This is a genomic window from Tsukamurella sp. 1534 (assembly GCF_000312385.1).
Lineage (GTDB): Bacteria > Actinomycetota > Actinomycetes > Mycobacteriales > Mycobacteriaceae > Tsukamurella.
Map to the genome: position 1 here is coordinate 270,298 of NZ_HE997628.1, position 14,509 is coordinate 284,806.

Here is a 14,509-nt window from a genome sequence, read left to right on the forward strand (position 1 = left end):
CGGCGCGGCGGCATCCGTCAGTCGGGGGTGGGATGATGGGGGAATGAGGTCGTACCGGGACAGCGCCGTGGTGCTGCGGCAGCACAAGTTGGGGGAGGCCGACTACATCCTCACGCTGCTGACCCGCGACAACGGCCTGGTCCGCGCGGTCGCCAAGGGGGTGCGCCGGCCGCGGTCGCGGTTCGGCGCCCGGCTGGAGCTGTTCGCGCACGTCGACCTGCAGTTGCACCCCGGCCGCAGCCTGGACGTGGTGACCCAGGTGCATTCCATCGCGGCCTACTCGGGCGACCTGACGGAGGACTACGGCCGGTACACCACGGCCTGCGCGGTGATCGAGACCGCGGAACGGCTCGCGGGCGAGGAGCGCGCGCCGGCGCTGGATCTGCACCGGCTGACCGTCGGGGCGTTGCGCGCGATCGCCGCCGGCGCCCGCGACCGCGACCTGATCCTGATCTCGTTCCTGCTGCGGGCCATGGACGCTGCGGGCTGGGCGCCCGCACTCACGCTGTGCTCGCGCTGCGGCGACGAGGGGCCGCACCGCGCCTTCCACGTGGCGGCCGGCGGCGCGGTCTGCGTGCACTGCCGCCCGCCCGGTGCGGCGGTGCCGTCCCAGGGCGTGCTCGACCTCATGGCCGCGCTCGCGCTGCCGGACTTCGACTATGCGGAGACCACCGACGAGCGGCTGCGCAGGCAGGCGAACGGCCTCGCGGCGGCGCACCTACAGTGGCACGTGGGGCGGCAGCTGCGGTCGCTGCCCATGATCGAGCGGCACGCGCCGCACAGCACGGCCCTCGCCAGCGCGGGCCGGGACATCGAGGAGGTCGACGGTGCCGGGACTGCGGCGGGGTAGGTCGAAGACGCCACCGAAGCAGGTGGCGACGGTACGCCCGCCCGATCCGCATCCGTCGGGTGCGACGCCGCCCGAGATCCCCGCCGAGCTGGTGCCGAAGCACGTCGCCCTGGTGATGGACGGTAACGGGCGCTGGGCCAAGGAGCGCGGCATGGCCCGCACCGAGGGGCACAAGCGCGGCGAGGCTGTGCTGATGGACACGGTGTGCGGGTGCATCGAGATCGGCGTGACCCAGTTGTCGGCGTACGCCTTCTCCACCGAGAACTGGTCGCGCAGTCCCGAGGAGGTGCGCTTCCTCATGGGCTTCAACCGCGATGTGATCCGCCGCCGCCGCGACGAGATGCACGAGATGGGCGTCCGCGTGAAGTGGGCGGGGCGCCGTCCGCGGCTGTGGCGCAGCGTGATCCGGGAACTCGAGGTGGCGGAGGAGCTCACCCGGGACAACACCGTCATGACACTCACGATGTGCGTCAACTACGGCGGTCGCGCCGAGATCGTCGATGCCACGAGGGAGATCGCGCGCCGTGCGGCGGCCGGCGAGATCAGCCCGGATCACATCACCGAGCAGTCGTTCCAGAGCTACCTGTATCAGCCGGACATGCCCGACGTGGACCTGTTCCTGCGCCCGTCGGGGGAGAAGCGCAGCTCCAACTTCCTGCTGTGGGAGAGCGCGTACGCCGAATACGTCTACCAGGACACGCTGTTCCCGGACTTCGACCGCCGGAACCTCTGGGACGCCTGCCTCGAATACGCCAAGCGCGACCGTCGGTTCGGCGGCGCCCAGTGATCGCCCCGGACCGCCTCGAGGGACTGCGCACCCGCCTGGAGGAGGCCCTCGGTGAGGGAATCGGGCTGCGCCGCGACGGCAAGGACGCCGTCCTGGTGGACCTGGGCGACACGCCCGCGTCGGTCCAGGTCTTCGAGCTCGCCGCGGGGGTGGACGTGTACTCGCTGACCCAGGTGGTCGCGTGGGACCTGCCGCTCACCGACGAGTTGCGGTCGGACGTGGGCGCGACGGCGGAGGGCGTCCAATTCGGCGCCCTCCGGCTCATGGAACGCGAGGTGTCCGCGGATCTGGTGCTGCACTACTCCTTCCCGGCGGGCACCCTCGACGACGAGGCGCTGCGGGAGTTCGTGCTCTTCGTACTGACGCAGGGAGTGGAAGCGCGGCGGCGCCTCGTCGGGTGACCTCCGGGGCCCGGCGAGGCGTGCCGCCCCTCGTCGTGGCTACGGGCGCAGCAGCACCTTGCCCGCGCGCCCCGGCCGGCCGGAGGCGGCCGCCGCCTGAGCGATCTCCTCGAACGGGTACACGCCGTCCACCGGAAGGGCCAGCGTGCCCTCGGCCGCGCCCCGGATGATCTCCTCGAGCAGCTCGCGCTGCTTCGCGGGCGGCATCTCCTGCGCCACGATCTTTCCCCAGAAGCCCTTGATCCGGAGCTGCTTGAAGATCACGTCGTTCACCGGGATCTCCAGCTGCGCGGTCTGTCCGGCGCCCGCCGCACTCATGGCGCCGAAGGACACCAGGGTGCCGCGTTCGCCCAGCAGGCGCGCGAGATCGGTGCTCGCGGCGCCGCCGATCGAGTCCACCGCGGCGGCGTACCCGGCGTCACCGGCCAGCTCGGCCGCGCGTTCGCGCCACCCGTCCACGTCGGTGGCGATCACGTTCTCCACGCCGAACGCGGCGAGCTCCTCGACGGCGGCGGACCGCCGGACCAGGCCGGTGACGTTGACGCCCCGCGCGGCGGCGAGCTGCGCGAGGAGCCGGCCGACCATCCCGTTCGCGGTGTTCTGCACGACCCATTGGCCGGGCTGCACGTCGAGGTGGTCGAGCAGCGAGGCGGCGCTGAACGGCATGGCGAACAGCTGCGCGGCGGCCTCGTCGGGGATGGAGTCCGGGACCGGGACGAGCGTCGCCGCGTTCGCCAGGAAGTACTCGGCCCACGTGCCGAAGGCGCCGCCGGTCATGACGCGCTGGCCGACGGTGACGCCCTCGACGCCCTCGCCGAGCGCGTCCACCACGCCGACGCCCTCGGACCCGGAGCGCGCCCCGGGCAGCGGCGGCTTGAAACCGTAGTCGCCCTTCACGGTCCACAGGTCGTGGTTGTGGATGGGCGCCAGGATGGTGCGGATCCGGACCTGGCCGGGGCGCGGCTCGGGCACGGAGACGTCGTGGACGGAGAGGACGGTGGCGGGGTCGCCGAATTCGTCGTGAAGCAGTGCACGCATGGGATTCTCTTTCCTGCAGGTGGTTTCGGATCAGTCGTCGGCGACGGTCACGGTGACGTCGACGTTGCCGCGGACGGCGTTGGAGTAGGGGCACACCTGGTGCGCCGCGTCGGCGAGGCCCTGTGCGGTGGCCCCGTCGAGATCGGGGATCACGACCTCGAGCGCGACGGTCAGCCCGAAGCCCCCGGATCCGTTGGGGCCGATGCCGACCCGGGCGCCGACGCTGGAGTCGCCGAGTGCGACCTTCTGTGAGCGGGCGACCATCTGCAGCGCGGAGTGGAAGCAGGCGGCGTAGCCGGCGGCGAACAGTTGCTCCGGATTGGCGCCGTCGCCGGATCCGCCCATCTCTCGGGGGACGGCGAGCTGCAGGTCGACGCGGCCGTCGTCGGTGCGGGTGCGGCCGTCGCGACCGGCGCCGGTGGCGACGGCCTCGGCGGTGTAAGCGATATCGGGCATGGTGACCTTCGTTCGTTCGGTGTCGGGTGGTTCGGGTGAGGGGTGGGCGCGGTGGCGGTCAGGAGTGGGCCGCGCAGAACCTGTTCGCGAGGTCGCGCAGGAGCACGGCCTCCTCGGGGGAGAGATTGAACCCGTCGCGCACGGTGCGCTGCACCCCGGCGACGCGGGGCTGCATCGCCCTGCCCGCGTCCGTGACGTGGACGGTGACGAGGCGTTCGTCGGCCTGCTCGCGGCGGCGCTCGACGAGGCCCATCGTCTCGAGGCGGCGGATCAGAGGCGAGAGGGTGCCGCTGTCGAGCCGGAGGCGTTCGCCCAGCGCCGACACGGTGACACCGTCGCGCTCCCACAGGGCGAGCAGGGTGACGTACTGGGTGTACGTCAGGCCCAGCGCCGCGAGCCCGTCGCGGTAGGCGTTGGAGGCCACCCGGGCCGCGGAGTACAGGGCGAAGCAGACCTGGGAGTCGAGTAGTTCGTCGCGTTCCACGACAATCAGAGTGCCACGCAACTCAATTGTGCACAACTTAAAACGGGGCGTTTGGACACATCGAGGGGAGTCGTCTACCTGCGGGTTTACATCCAATGCGAATGTGTCCACGAAGAGCTTGACAGATCGACGACATCTGTCAAATACTGTCCTCAGTGCATATGACCTCAGTCACAGCCCCGCCCGGGGCGAACTCGTAAGGAGGCACCGATGAAGGGCCTGGCCTATATCGACGCGGACGGCAACGAGGCCGTCTGGACCGACCACAAGAAGCGGCTGTGGCTGTGGGGGCTCTTCGTTCCCACCGCGCTGTTCTTCGCGGTGGGGCTCATGATGCTGCTCGGCATCGGCCACACCCCGCTGATGTACCTCGCGCCCGTCCTCTGGTGGATCGGCCCGCTGCTCCTGTACGTGATCCTCCCGATCGTCGACATCAAGGCCGGCGACGACGGCGAGAACCCGCCGGAGGAGGTGATGGAGGCGCTGGAGGAGTCCAAGTACTACCGCTGGCTGACCTACATCTTCCTGCCGTGCCACCTGGCCTCGCTCATCGCGATGTGCTACTTCCTCACCGCGGACGACCTCAGCTGGCTGGGCGGCGTCTACTCGAACGGCGGCGGCCTGGGCCTGATCAGCCAGATCGGCATCACGCTGAGCCTGGGCGTGGTCACCGGTATCGGCATCAACACCGGCCACGAGCTGGGCCACAAGAAGCCCGAGAACGAGCGCTGGATCGCCAAGCTCACCCTGGCGCCGGCCATGTACGGCCACTTCTTCATCGAGCACAACCGCGGCCACCACGTGCGCGTCGCCACCCCGGAGGACCCGGCCAGCGGCCGCTTCGGCGAAACCTTCTGGGAGTTCCTGCCGCGCAGCGTCTGGGGCAGCCTGAAGTCCTCGTGGAACCTCGAGAAGACGCGCCTGCACCGCCTCGGCAAGAGCCCCTGGACTCTGAAGAACGACGTGCTCAACGCCTGGCTGATGACCGCCGTCCTGTTCGGCGCCCTCACCGCGGTCTTCGGCTGGTACGTGCTGCCGTTCCTGATCATCCAGGGCGTCTACGGTTTCAGCCTGCTGGAGTCGGTGAACTACCTGGAGCACTACGGGCTGCTGCGGCAGAAGACCGCCTCGGGTCGTTACGAGCGCTGCGCCCCGCGGCACTCCTGGAACTCGGACCGCATCGTGACCAACGTGTTCCTGTACCACCTGCAGCGGCACAGCGACCACCACGCCAACCCCACGCGCCGCTACCAGACCCTGCGGTCGTTCGAGGAGGCCCCGTCGCTGCCCCAGGGCTACGCCACCCTGATCGGCGTGACCTACTTCCCGCCGGTGTGGCGCAGGATCATGGACCGTCGCGTGCTCGATCACTACGACGGCGACATCACGAAGGTCAACATCCACCCCCGCGTCCGCGACAAGGTGCTCGCCAAGTACGGCGCGCCGAGCACCGGAGAGCAGGCCGCCGCATGAGCGCCTTCAAGTGCCCCGTCTGCGACTACGTCTACGACGAGGCGACCGGCGCCCCCCGCGAGGGGTGGCCTGCCGGCACCGCCTGGACCGACATCCCCGACGACTGGAACTGCCCCGACTGCGGGGTCCGAGACAAGATCGATTTCGAGCCCGTCTGACGCGGAATCGACACTGCGAAAGGAAGACCCATGAGTGACGCACCCTTCAAGCTGTTCCGCTGCCTGCAGTGCGGCTTCGAGTACGACGAGGCCGAGGGCTGGCCGGAGGACGGCATCGAGCCCGGCACCCGCTGGGACGACATCCCCGAGGACTGGTCCTGCCCCGACTGCGGCGCCGCGAAGGCCGATTTCGAGATGGTCGAGGTGGCGCGGGGATGAGCGGCGCGGTGATCGTGGGGACGGGCGTCGCGGGAGCCTCCGCGGCACTGGCGCTGCGGTCCGGCGGGTTCGACGGGGACGTCACCCTCGTCGGGCGTGAACCGCACCTCCCGTACCGCCGTCCCACGCTCAGCAAGGACGTGTTGCTCTCGGGCATGGAGGTCGAGAAGGCGCTCCTCAAGCCCGGATCGCACTGGGCGGAGATCGGCGTCGACGTCCGCACCGGGGTCACGGTGACCGGCGGGGACACCGCGGCGCACGAGCTGGAGCTGTCCGACGGCGGCGCCCTCGGCTACGACTCGCTGGTGCTGGCCACCGGGGGAGCGGCCCGGCACCTCCCGGGCATCGAGCCCGGACCGCGCGTGCGGTACCTGCGGGACTTCGCCGACGCCGCCGCCCTGCGCGACGACCTCGGGCGCGCCGGCACCGTGGTGGTGCTCGGCGCCGGGCTGATCGGTTCCGAGGTCGCGTCGGCCGCGGCCAAGCTGGGCGCGCGGGTCACCGTCATCGAGCCGGCGCCCCTGCCGCTGGTGCGGGTGGTCCCGCCCGTGATCGGGGAGCGACTCGCCTCGCTGCAGCGCGGCGCCGGCGTCGACCTGCTGCTCGGCGTCCGTCCGGGGGAGGTCACCGTCGACCCGGACCAGGTGACGGTCGCGCTGCCCGACAGTGCCGCCGTGGTCGCGGACCTGCTCGTGGTCGCCGTCGGTTCGGCGCCCGACACCGGACTCGCCGAGCGCCTCGCGCTGCGGGTCGACGACGGTATCCTGGTGGACGAGCGGTATCGCACATCCGCCGAGGACGTCTACGCGATCGGCGACTGTGCGCGGGTGCCCAACCCTCTGGAGGGCGGCACCTACCGCGCGGAGAACTGGTCCGCCGCACAGGATCAGGGCACGGCCGTCGCGCAGGTGCTCCTGGGGCAGACCCCGGCGCCGACGGTGCCGTGGGGCTGGTCGAACCAGTTCGGTGCGGTGCTGCAGTTCGCGGGGTGGCCCGCGGCCGAGGACGCGCTGGAGGTGGACGGAACGGTGGACGGGGAGACCGGAGGAACGTTCGTCGCGCGCTGCAGCCGGGCCGACGGCCTGGTGGGCGCGGTGGCGATGGGCCGGCCGAAGGAGCTGCGCGCCGTGCGCGGCGAGCTGTCCGAGAAGATCGCCTCGGCGGTCGTGCGATGACCGTCCTCGCGGGCCGCGAGCCCGACGCCGTTCCCAAGCCCACGGTGCGCGATCAGGCGCTCGACGCCGTGAGCCACTTCCTCAACGGGCGGGAATGGTCGGCGGTCACCATGGCGGCCGTGGCCCGCGAGGCCGGAGTGAGCCGGCAGACCCTCTACAACGAGTTCGGCTCCCGCAAGGGGCTCGCCGTCGCCTACGTGACCCGGTTCGTCGACGGGTTGCTGGCGTACGTGCAGGACCGGATCGACGCGCATCCCGGAGAGATCGCGCTCGCGGTCGAGGACGCCATGCTCGGGGTGTTCCGCACCGGTATGGGTGACCCCGTGGTGCTCAACATCGTCGGGCCCAACCCGCACCGCGACCTCATGGGGATCGTCACCGTCGACGGCACCCCGATCCTCAAGCGGGCCAGCGCGGGGCTCGCCGAGATCCTCGTTCTGAGCTGGGCCCAGGCCCGGCGCGACGACGCGCAACTGGCGGCAGGTGTGCTGGTGCGCCTCGCGTTCAGTCACCTCACCATGCCGCTGGAGGGCCCCGAGGAGGCGGCCAAGGAGGTCTCCGCGGTGGTCTCGCCGTACCTGGAGCGGGCCGTCCGCGCCTGAGTCGTCAGCCCCGCCCGGCCGAGCACTCCTTGCAGCGGCCGAAGATCTCCAGCGTGTGCGTGACGTCGGTGAAGCCGTGCGCCGCGGCGGTCCGCGCGGACCACGCCTCCACCGCCCGGTCCGTCACCTCCACGGTGCGCCCGCAGTCCCGGCACACCAGGTGGTGGTGATGCTCCCCCGAGCACATCCGGAACAACGCCTCGCCGCTGTCGGTGCGCAGCGTGTCCACCGCGCCGGCATCGGCCATCGCCTGCAGGTTCCGGTACACGGTGGTCAGTCCGATCGATTCCCCGTCCGCGCGCAGCTGCTCGTGCAACTCCTGCGCGGACTTGAACTCCGACACCGATTCCAGGGCGTGCGCGATGGCGCCGCGCTGCTTGGTGGCGCGCACGCCGATCACCTTCGCGGCTTCGCCGGCCACCGTCAGGCCCCCTGCCGCTCGGTGGAGTGGGCGACCGCGTCGACCACGATGTGCGCGAGGTGGTCGTCCACGAGCCGGTAGACGATCTCCCGGCCGTTGCGCTCGCCCCGCACCACGCCCGCGGACTTGAGCACCCGCAGGTGCTGGCTCACGAGGGGCTGCGTGACACCGAGCGAATCGACCAACTGGTGCACGCACAGCTCGGACCGCATGAGCTCCAGGACGATCGAGATCCGCACGGGCGCCGCGAGGGCCCGGAGCAGGTCGCCCGTGGCGGCCAGCACCTCGGGGCTGGGGGCCGGCTGCGGTTCGCAGTCGGCGTCGACGGGGCAGTCTGCGGCGACGTCGGTAGGAATGGGGGCCACCTCCTGTTATCAAGAATCATTTTCATATGCGGTTTCGGCTACGTCAAGTCCGAGCCCGGCGTCGACCCGCGGGGGAGGGTGACCGGTAGAGTCGATGTGTTCTGTAGTCCTGTCGCAACCCGTCGGAGATGAAGCGAGCCGTGGCCAAAGCAACCAAAGTGGAAACCGTCGCCAACCTGTGCAAGCGCAGGGGGCTGGTCTACCCCTCGGGTGAGATCTACGGCGGAACCAAATCGGCCTGGGACTACGGCCCGCTCGGTGTGGAGCTCAAGGAGAACATCAAGAAGCAGTGGTGGCGCAACATGGTCACCTCGCGCGACGACGTGGTGGGCCTCGACAGCTCGATCATCCTGCCGCGCCAGGTGTGGGTCGCCTCGGGTCACGTCTCGGTGTTCAACGATCCGCTCGTCGAGTGCCTGAACTGCCACAAGCGGCACCGTCAGGACCACCTCCAGGAGGCCGTCGCCGAGAAGAAGGCGGCCAAGGGGGAGGAGATCGATCCGGACGACGTGCCCATGTCGGAGATCGTGTGCCCGGACTGCGGCACCAAGGGGCAGTGGACCGAGCCCCGCGACTTCAACATGATGCTCAAGACCTACCTCGGCCCTATCGAGTCCGAGGAGGGGCTGCACTACCTGCGCCCCGAGACGGCGCAGGGCATCTTCGTGAACTTCAAGAACGTGATGACCACCGCGCGCAAGAAGCCGCCGTTCGGCATCGGCCAGATCGGCAAGAGCTTCCGCAACGAGATCACACCGGGCAACTTCATCTTCCGGACCCGCGAGTTCGAGCAGATGGAGATGGAGTTCTTCGTCAAGCCGGGCGAGGACGAGACCTGGCACCAGTACTGGATCGACTACCGCCTCAAGTGGTACACCGACCTCGGAGTCGACCCCGAGAACCTGCGGCTGTACGAGCACGCGCCGGAGAAGCTGAGCCACTACTCCAAGCGGACAGTCGACATCGAGTACAAGTTCGGGTTCTCCGGCAGCGAGTTCGGCGAGCTCGAGGGCGTGGCGAACCGCACCGATTTCGACCTGGGTACGCACACCGAGCACTCGGGTGAGTCCCTGGAGTACTTCGATCAGCAGTCCGGTGAGCGGTACACGCCGTACGTCATCGAGCCCGCGGCCGGCCTCACCCGCTCGTTCATGGCCTTCCTCGTGGACGCGTACACCGAGGAGGAGGTGCCGAAGGCCAACGGCGGCACCGATACCCGTGTGGTGCTCAAGCTTGACCGGCGCCTGGCCCCGGTCAAGGCCGCGGTGCTCCCGCTCTCGCGGGACGAGAAGCTCTCGCCCAAGGCGCGCGAGCTCGCCGCCGAGTTGCGCCAGTACTGGAACGTCGACTTCGACGATGCGCAGGGCATCGGCAAGCGGTACCGGCGCCAGGACGAGATCGGCACCCCGTTCTGCATCACGGTCGACTTCGACTCACTCGAGGACGACGCCGTGACGGTGCGCGAACGCGACACCATGACGCAGGAGCGCGTGCCGCTGGCCGAGGTCCGCGACTACCTCGCGGCGCGCCTCGCCGGCTGCTGAGCCGCCGCGGCCGTCGGCGGATGAACCGCCGCGGTCGCCCGCGGCGGGCCCGGCCGGTCAGCCGCAGGTGACCTCGACGCGGAACTTCTTCATGCTCAGGTCCGCGGCCCGGGCCTCGCCCGTGATCGTGTAGCGGTTGCCCGCCCGCGAAGCGGTCGCCGAACCGACCTGTCCGACAGGGGTGTTCAGCACGGTCATGGCGCTGCCGCCGGTCGAGACGAACAGGCTGTTCACCCGTGGCGGGTTGCCGTCGGTGATGATCGCGCCCACCCCGCGCGCCGTCTGCACGCTGCCCGAGCCAATCGAGATCGTGTCGCCCGCGCGCTCGCACCCCGCGTTCACGTACTCCGCCGCGGTCTGGTTCTGCCCGTCCACCTGGACGACCGTGCTGGAGTCGATGTTCGGGGACGTGCAGGCCGCCACGGCGGCGGCGGTGCCCAGGGCTACGGCACCGGCCGCGAGGCGGACGGGGATTCGGCTCGATCGCATAGCGATACCGTACCGGTGGATCCGGCGGTCGCCGTGGGATACTGGGGGCATGACGAGCGGCAAGGTTGTGCATTTCGACACGCAGCGCGGTTTCGGGTTCCTCGCCCCGGACGCCGGAGGCGAGGACGTCTTCCTCCACGTGAACGACATCGATTTCGACGAGGCGGCGCTCCGGCCCGGTACCGAGGTCACCTTCGACGTGGAGAACGGCGACAAGGGGCTCAAGGCGGTCAACGTGGCCGTCGTCGGCGGTGCGCCCGCCGCGGCGAAGCGTGATCACCGCGACAACCGAGGCGACCGGGATCACCGGGGCGACCGCCGGGAGCAGCGCGAGCACAAGCCCCGCCGGGACACCGCGCCGCGCGCGGCGGCCGGCGCGGTGGGCATGCAGTCGTTCCTGGACGATGTCACCGAGCTCCTCCTGGACTCCTCGGACGAGCTGACCGCGGGGCAGATCATCGCGATCCGGCAGCGCTTCGCCGATTTCGCGTTCGAACACGGCTGGGTCAGCGAGTAGGTGCCGCTGCTCCCCGGTCCCGCCGCCTACCAGCCGGCCGACGTCGAGCGCCTCGTGGACGAGGCGCCCAAGACGGCCGGCCTCTCCGGCGATCCCGAACCGGCACTGTTCTCGGGGCCGGAGTGGGAGGCGCCGCGCTGGGAGGGGCACAGCTCGGCGTTCGCCCGCGATCGGGCGCGGGTGCTGCACTGCGCCGCGCTGCGTCGCCTGGCCGATAAGACCCAGGTGGTCGGGCCGCGCGAGGGCGACACGCCGCGCACCCGCCTGACCCACTCGCTGGAGGTCAGCCAGATCGGCAGGGGCATCGCCCTCGGCATCGGCTGCGATCCGGATCTGGTGGACCTCGCCGGCCTCGCGCACGACATAGGCCATCCGCCGTACGGGCACAACGGCGAGCGCGCGCTCGACGAGTTGGCCACGCGCATAGGCGGATTCGAGGGCAATGCGCAGAACCTCCGGATCCTCACCCGGCTCGAACCCAAGGTGCTCGACGCGTACGGCCGGTCGGTGGGGCTCAACCTCACCCGCGCCGCGCTCGACGCGGCCACCAAGTATCCGTGGCTGCGCACCGAACCGGGCGGCAAGTTCGGGGTGTACGACGACGACGCCCACGTCCTGGACTGGATGCGCGGCGGCGAGAACGGCCCGCACGGCCGGCGCCAGTGCCTCGAATCGCAGGTCATGGACTGGTCCGACGACGTCGCCTACTCGGTGCACGACGTGGAGGACGGCATCATGTCCGGGCGGCTGGACCTGCGCGCCCTCGCCTCGCCGGAGGAGGTGCGCAACCTCTCCGGCTTCGGCGCCACCAGCTTCCGCGCCGTGGAGGCCGCCGAGCTCGAGGAGGCCGGCCTGCGGCTCGCGTCGTTCGACGTGGTGGCCGCCGCGTCCACGTACGACGGCACCCTCGCCACGTCGGTCGCCCTCAAGCGGATGACGAGCGAGCTGGTCGGCCGGTTCGCCTCCGCCGCGATCGACGCGACCCGCGCCGCGACGGGGGACCGGCCCGTGTGCCGGTACGAGGCCGACCTCGCCATCCCGCGGGCCGTCAAGGCCGAGGTGGTGCTGCTCAAGACGATGGCTCTGCAGTACATCTATTCGAACCAACGGCACCTGGCCGTGCAGCAGGGGCAGCGGGACCGGATCCACCGCGTGGCGGACTGGCTGATGGGGGCGTCCCCGTCGAACATCGACCCCCTGTACTCGCCCGCCTACCTGGCCGCGGAGTCCGACGCCGCGCGCCTGCGCGTGGTGGTGGACCAGATCGCCTCCATGACGGAGACCCGCCTGGAGCGACTCGACCAGGTGGTGCTGGCGGCTCCCGCGGCTGAGCGGTAGGCACGTCTACACTCGAACCCGTGGTCGGCAGAATCTCGGAGCGTGACATCGCGGCGATCCGCGAGCGCGCGCGCATCGAGGACGTGGTCGGCGAGTACGTGGCGCTGCGCCCCGCCGGCGTCGGGTCGATGAAGGGGCTGTGCCCATTCCACGACGAGAAGACCCCGTCGTTCCACGTGCGCCCCACCCAGGGCTTCTTCCACTGCTTCGGCTGCGGCGAGGGCGGCGACGTCATCTCCTTCCTGCAGAAAATCGAGCACGTCCCGTTCGTGGAGGCCGTGCAGCAGCTGGCCGACAAGGTGGGCATCCAGATCACCTACGAGGGCGGCGCACCCGGACCGAAGGTGGACCGCGGCACCCGGATGCGGCTGGTGGCCGCGAACGCGGCCGCGCAGAAGTTCTACGCCGAGCAACTGCGGACCCCCGAGGCCGAGGCCGCCCGCGCGTACCTGCAGGAGCGCGATTTCACCGGCGAGGACGCCGAGTTCTACGGCTGCGGATACGCCCCGTCCGGCTGGGACACGATGACGAAGGCGTTGCTGCGCCAGGGATTCGAGGTCAAGGAGCTCGAGGCCGCGGGACTCACCAAGCAGGGCCAGCGCGGACCCATCGACAGGTTCCACCGGCGCCTGCTGTGGCCGATCAAGAACCTGGGCGGCGACGTGATCGGCTTCGGCGCCCGCAAGTTGTTCGACGACGACAACCTGGGCAAGTACATGAACACCACCGAGACCATGCTCTACAAGAAGTCCCAGGTGCTGTTCGGTCTCGACCACGCCAAGAAGCACATCGCCAAGGGCCACCAGGTGGTGGTGGTCGAGGGCTACACCGACGTGATGGCCATGCACGCCGCCGGCGTGGAGACCGCCGTCGCCTCCTGCGGCACCGCCTTCGGTGAGGACCACGTCTCGCTGGTGCGTCGACTCATGATGGACGACAGCTACTTCCGCGGCGAGGTCATCTACACCTTCGACGGCGACGACGCCGGCCGCGCCGCCGCGATGAAGGCCTTCGACGGCGACCAGAAGATCGCGGGGCAGACCTTCGTCGCCGTCGCTCCCGACGGCATGGACCCGTGCGAGCTGCGCCAGAAGCACGGCGACGAGGCGGTGCGCGACCTGATCGCGCAACGGGTTCCGATGTTCGAGTTCGCGGTGAAGACGCTCATCGCGGAGTTCGACCTCGACACCGCGGAGGGCCGCGTGCACGCGCTGCGCCGTTCGGTACCCGTGGTGGCGCGGATCAAGGACATGGCGCTGCGGGACGAGTACGCCCGGCAACTCGCCGGTTGGGTGGGCTGGGACGACGTGACGCAGGTGCTGCGCCGGGTCCGCGAGGAGTCCGCGAAGATCCGGCGCGGTCAGGGCCGGCCCGGGCCGGGTGCACCGGCACCGTCGAACAACCGGATCCGCGAGCCCGAGGCCCCGGCCCCGCAGGCCCGCCCGGCGGGGCCGCAGCGCCCCAACCCGGCGGACCCCGTGCTGTGGGTGCAGCGCGAGGTGCTCAAATGCGCCCTGCAGGTTCCTGCGTTGTGCGGCACCGTCTTCGACGCCCTCTCGGATGACATGTTCACCGACCCCGCGTACCGCGGCGTGCGGCTCGCGATCGAGAGCGCCGGCGGTATCGCCGCGGGAATGGGCGGCGCCGAGTGGGTGGACACCGTGGTGCGGCACGTGGACGGACCCGTCCTCGAGCCCCTCGTGACCGAGTTGGCGGTGGAACCCCTACAGGTGCAGGAGGACCCGTCGCCCCGGTACGTCGAGAGCGTCATGGCGCGCCTGCAGGAGGTGTGGGTCGGCGGCCAGGTGGCCGACCTCAAGAGCAAGCTCAAGCGGATGTCTCCGAACGCGGACGACGACTACAACCGGCTGTTCGGCGACCTGGTGGCGCTGGAGTCCTACCGCCAGAGCCTGCTGAAGATGGCGGTGGGGGACGCCGAGTACTAGTCGAGGTCCGTCTTCGGCGAGTACACCACCGTCTTCGGGTCGATCTCGCGCATGGTGCGCATCTGCGGATCGGGGTTGAGCTGCTCGGCCAGCTTGCGGCGCCCCACCTCGACGGCCTTCTTCGTGGCGGGGCTCGTGGCGATGGCCTTCGCGGTGCGATTGATCTGCTCGTACCGGCGCCGGCCCGCCTTGGTGCCCAGCACGTAGCCCGCGCCTGCGGCGATAACCAGACGGATCATGGGGCCA

General features: G+C 70.4%; 19 protein-coding genes. 12 read left to right on the forward strand and 7 right to left on the reverse strand.

Going from position 1 to position 14,509, the window contains the following annotated elements; translation table 11 throughout:
- The first annotated feature begins 43 nt into the window (after positions 1 to 43).
- The 3 genes from recO to BN39_RS19375 are packed head-to-tail and all read left to right on the forward strand — an operon-like array spanning position 44 to position 2,038.
- Entirely contained in the window at positions 44 to 850 is an 807-nt protein-coding gene (recO, locus tag BN39_RS19365) for a DNA repair protein RecO (RefSeq protein ID WP_019204106.1), read from the forward strand.
- Positions 828 to 1,637, forward strand: coding sequence for an isoprenyl transferase (locus BN39_RS19370; protein ID WP_051159080.1), 810 nt, complete (start codon positions 828 to 830; stop codon positions 1,635 to 1,637). The genes recO and BN39_RS19370 overlap by 23 nt, the downstream gene beginning before the upstream one ends.
- Positions 1,634 to 2,038 carry a hypothetical protein gene (locus BN39_RS19375; protein WP_019204108.1) on the forward strand — a complete coding sequence of 135 codons (405 nt, stop codon included), beginning with the start codon at positions 1,634 to 1,636 and terminating at the stop codon, positions 2,036 to 2,038. The genes BN39_RS19370 and BN39_RS19375 overlap by 4 nt, the downstream gene beginning before the upstream one ends.
- Before the next feature lie 39 nt (positions 2,039 to 2,077).
- Here the strand turns inward: BN39_RS19375 and BN39_RS19380 are convergent, their stop codons facing one another.
- The 3 genes from BN39_RS19380 to BN39_RS19390 are packed head-to-tail and all read right to left on the reverse strand — an operon-like array spanning position 2,078 to position 4,016.
- Positions 2,078 to 3,076 (reverse strand): zinc-binding dehydrogenase, encoded by a 999-nt coding sequence (locus BN39_RS19380; protein ID WP_019204109.1) that lies wholly within the window; start codon positions 3,074 to 3,076, stop codon positions 2,078 to 2,080.
- A gap of 30 nt (positions 3,077 to 3,106) precedes the next feature.
- The gene (locus tag BN39_RS19385; RefSeq protein ID WP_019204110.1) at positions 3,107 to 3,532 is read right to left on the reverse strand and encodes an organic hydroperoxide resistance protein; all 426 of its coding nucleotides are present in this window, start codon (positions 3,530 to 3,532) and stop codon (positions 3,107 to 3,109) included.
- A gap of 58 nt (positions 3,533 to 3,590) precedes the next feature.
- The gene (locus BN39_RS19390) at positions 3,591 to 4,016 is read right to left on the reverse strand and encodes a MarR family winged helix-turn-helix transcriptional regulator (RefSeq protein WP_019204111.1); all 426 of its coding nucleotides are present in this window, start codon (positions 4,014 to 4,016) and stop codon (positions 3,591 to 3,593) included.
- 210 nt (positions 4,017 to 4,226) lie between these two features.
- On the opposite strand from BN39_RS19390, the gene BN39_RS19395 reads away from it, so the two are divergent.
- Genes BN39_RS19395 through BN39_RS19415 form a run of 5 tightly spaced genes read left to right on the forward strand, consistent with a single transcriptional unit; the run spans position 4,227 to position 7,643 of the window.
- A complete protein-coding gene (locus BN39_RS19395; protein WP_019204112.1) occupies positions 4,227 to 5,489 on the forward strand; it encodes an alkane 1-monooxygenase in 1,263 nt (420 codons plus the stop codon).
- The gene (locus BN39_RS19400) at positions 5,486 to 5,647 is read left to right on the forward strand and encodes a rubredoxin (RefSeq protein WP_019204113.1); all 162 of its coding nucleotides are present in this window, start codon (positions 5,486 to 5,488) and stop codon (positions 5,645 to 5,647) included. The genes BN39_RS19395 and BN39_RS19400 overlap by 4 nt, the downstream gene beginning before the upstream one ends.
- Before the next feature lie 30 nt (positions 5,648 to 5,677).
- Positions 5,678 to 5,866 (forward strand): rubredoxin, encoded by a 189-nt coding sequence (locus BN39_RS19405; RefSeq protein ID WP_013127360.1) that lies wholly within the window; start codon positions 5,678 to 5,680, stop codon positions 5,864 to 5,866.
- The gene (locus BN39_RS19410; RefSeq protein WP_019204114.1) at positions 5,863 to 7,041 is read left to right on the forward strand and encodes an NAD(P)/FAD-dependent oxidoreductase; all 1,179 of its coding nucleotides are present in this window, start codon (positions 5,863 to 5,865) and stop codon (positions 7,039 to 7,041) included. Before BN39_RS19405 ends, BN39_RS19410 begins: the two co-directional genes overlap by 4 nt.
- Positions 7,038 to 7,643 carry a TetR family transcriptional regulator gene (locus BN39_RS19415; protein WP_019204115.1) on the forward strand — a complete coding sequence of 202 codons (606 nt, stop codon included), beginning with the start codon at positions 7,038 to 7,040 and terminating at the stop codon, positions 7,641 to 7,643. The genes BN39_RS19410 and BN39_RS19415 overlap by 4 nt, the downstream gene beginning before the upstream one ends.
- A 4-nt stretch (positions 7,644 to 7,647) precedes the next feature.
- Here BN39_RS19415 and BN39_RS19420 read toward each other — a convergent pair whose 3' ends face one another.
- Together BN39_RS19420 and BN39_RS19425 are read right to left on the reverse strand one after the other, a co-directional pair.
- Positions 7,648 to 8,070, reverse strand: coding sequence for a Fur family transcriptional regulator (locus BN39_RS19420; protein ID WP_040768896.1), 423 nt, complete (start codon positions 8,068 to 8,070; stop codon positions 7,648 to 7,650).
- Entirely contained in the window at positions 8,067 to 8,420 is a 354-nt protein-coding gene (locus BN39_RS19425) for a metalloregulator ArsR/SmtB family transcription factor (protein WP_086010339.1), read from the reverse strand. The genes BN39_RS19420 and BN39_RS19425 overlap by 4 nt, the downstream gene beginning before the upstream one ends.
- A 149-nt stretch (positions 8,421 to 8,569) precedes the next feature.
- Between BN39_RS19425 and BN39_RS19430 the strand changes: the two genes are divergently transcribed.
- On the forward strand, positions 8,570 to 9,973 hold the full coding sequence (locus tag BN39_RS19430; protein ID WP_040768897.1) for a glycine--tRNA ligase: 1,404 nt from the start codon (positions 8,570 to 8,572) through the stop codon (positions 9,971 to 9,973).
- A 57-nt stretch (positions 9,974 to 10,030) separates the two neighbouring features.
- On the opposite strand, the gene BN39_RS19435 is transcribed toward BN39_RS19430, so the two are convergent.
- Positions 10,031 to 10,462 (reverse strand): lipoprotein LpqH, encoded by a 432-nt coding sequence (locus BN39_RS19435; RefSeq protein ID WP_019204119.1) that lies wholly within the window; start codon positions 10,460 to 10,462, stop codon positions 10,031 to 10,033.
- 49 nt (positions 10,463 to 10,511) lie between these two features.
- Here BN39_RS19435 and BN39_RS19440 point away from each other — a divergent pair, with 49 nt between their 5' ends.
- From BN39_RS19440 to dnaG, 3 genes are read left to right on the forward strand one after another with little or no spacing between them, the layout of a single operon-like run.
- Complete coding sequence (locus BN39_RS19440) at positions 10,512 to 10,979, forward strand: cold-shock protein (protein WP_019204120.1); 468 nt, start codon at positions 10,512 to 10,514, stop codon at positions 10,977 to 10,979.
- Entirely contained in the window at positions 10,980 to 12,317 is a 1,338-nt protein-coding gene (locus BN39_RS19445) for a deoxyguanosinetriphosphate triphosphohydrolase (RefSeq protein WP_019204121.1), read from the forward strand. It begins immediately after the preceding gene.
- Positions 12,318 to 12,337: 20 nt separating this feature from the next.
- Positions 12,338 to 14,263: a DNA primase gene (gene dnaG / locus BN39_RS19450; RefSeq protein ID WP_019204122.1), complete on the forward strand. Its 1,926-nt coding sequence runs from the start codon at positions 12,338 to 12,340 to the stop codon at positions 14,261 to 14,263.
- Here dnaG and BN39_RS19455 read toward each other — a convergent pair.
- A complete protein-coding gene (locus BN39_RS19455; protein WP_019204123.1) occupies positions 14,260 to 14,502 on the reverse strand; it encodes a hypothetical protein in 243 nt (80 codons plus the stop codon). The genes dnaG and BN39_RS19455 overlap by 4 nt on opposite strands.
- Between the last annotated feature and the right edge of the window lie 7 nt (positions 14,503 to 14,509).

What these genes read in the sequence shown, in the direction of transcription:
- BN39_RS19410 (WP_019204114.1), top strand. Translation starts at nt 5,863, where the DNA reads ATGAGCGGCGCGGTGATCGTGGGGACGGGCGTCGCGGGAGCCTCCGCG.
- recO (WP_019204106.1), top strand. Translation starts at nt 44, where the DNA reads ATGAGGTCGTACCGGGACAGCGCCGTGGTGCTGCGGCAGCACAAGTTG.
- BN39_RS19440 (WP_019204120.1), top strand. Translation starts at nt 10,512, where the DNA reads ATGACGAGCGGCAAGGTTGTGCATTTCGACACGCAGCGCGGTTTCGGG.
- BN39_RS19455 (WP_019204123.1), bottom strand. Translation starts at nt 14,502, where the DNA reads ATGATCCGTCTGGTTATCGCCGCAGGCGCGGGCTACGTGCTGGGCACC.
- BN39_RS19380 (WP_019204109.1), bottom strand. Translation starts at nt 3,076, where the DNA reads ATGCGTGCACTGCTTCACGACGAATTCGGCGACCCCGCCACCGTCCTC.
- BN39_RS19400 (WP_019204113.1), top strand. Translation starts at nt 5,486, where the DNA reads ATGAGCGCCTTCAAGTGCCCCGTCTGCGACTACGTCTACGACGAGGCG.
- BN39_RS19385 (WP_019204110.1), bottom strand. Translation starts at nt 3,532, where the DNA reads ATGCCCGATATCGCTTACACCGCCGAGGCCGTCGCCACCGGCGCCGGT.
- BN39_RS19415 (WP_019204115.1), top strand. Translation starts at nt 7,038, where the DNA reads ATGACCGTCCTCGCGGGCCGCGAGCCCGACGCCGTTCCCAAGCCCACG.
- BN39_RS19405 (WP_013127360.1), top strand. Translation starts at nt 5,678, where the DNA reads ATGAGTGACGCACCCTTCAAGCTGTTCCGCTGCCTGCAGTGCGGCTTC.
- BN39_RS19435 (WP_019204119.1), bottom strand. Translation starts at nt 10,462, where the DNA reads ATGCGATCGAGCCGAATCCCCGTCCGCCTCGCGGCCGGTGCCGTAGCC.
- BN39_RS19395 (WP_019204112.1), top strand. Translation starts at nt 4,227, where the DNA reads ATGAAGGGCCTGGCCTATATCGACGCGGACGGCAACGAGGCCGTCTGG.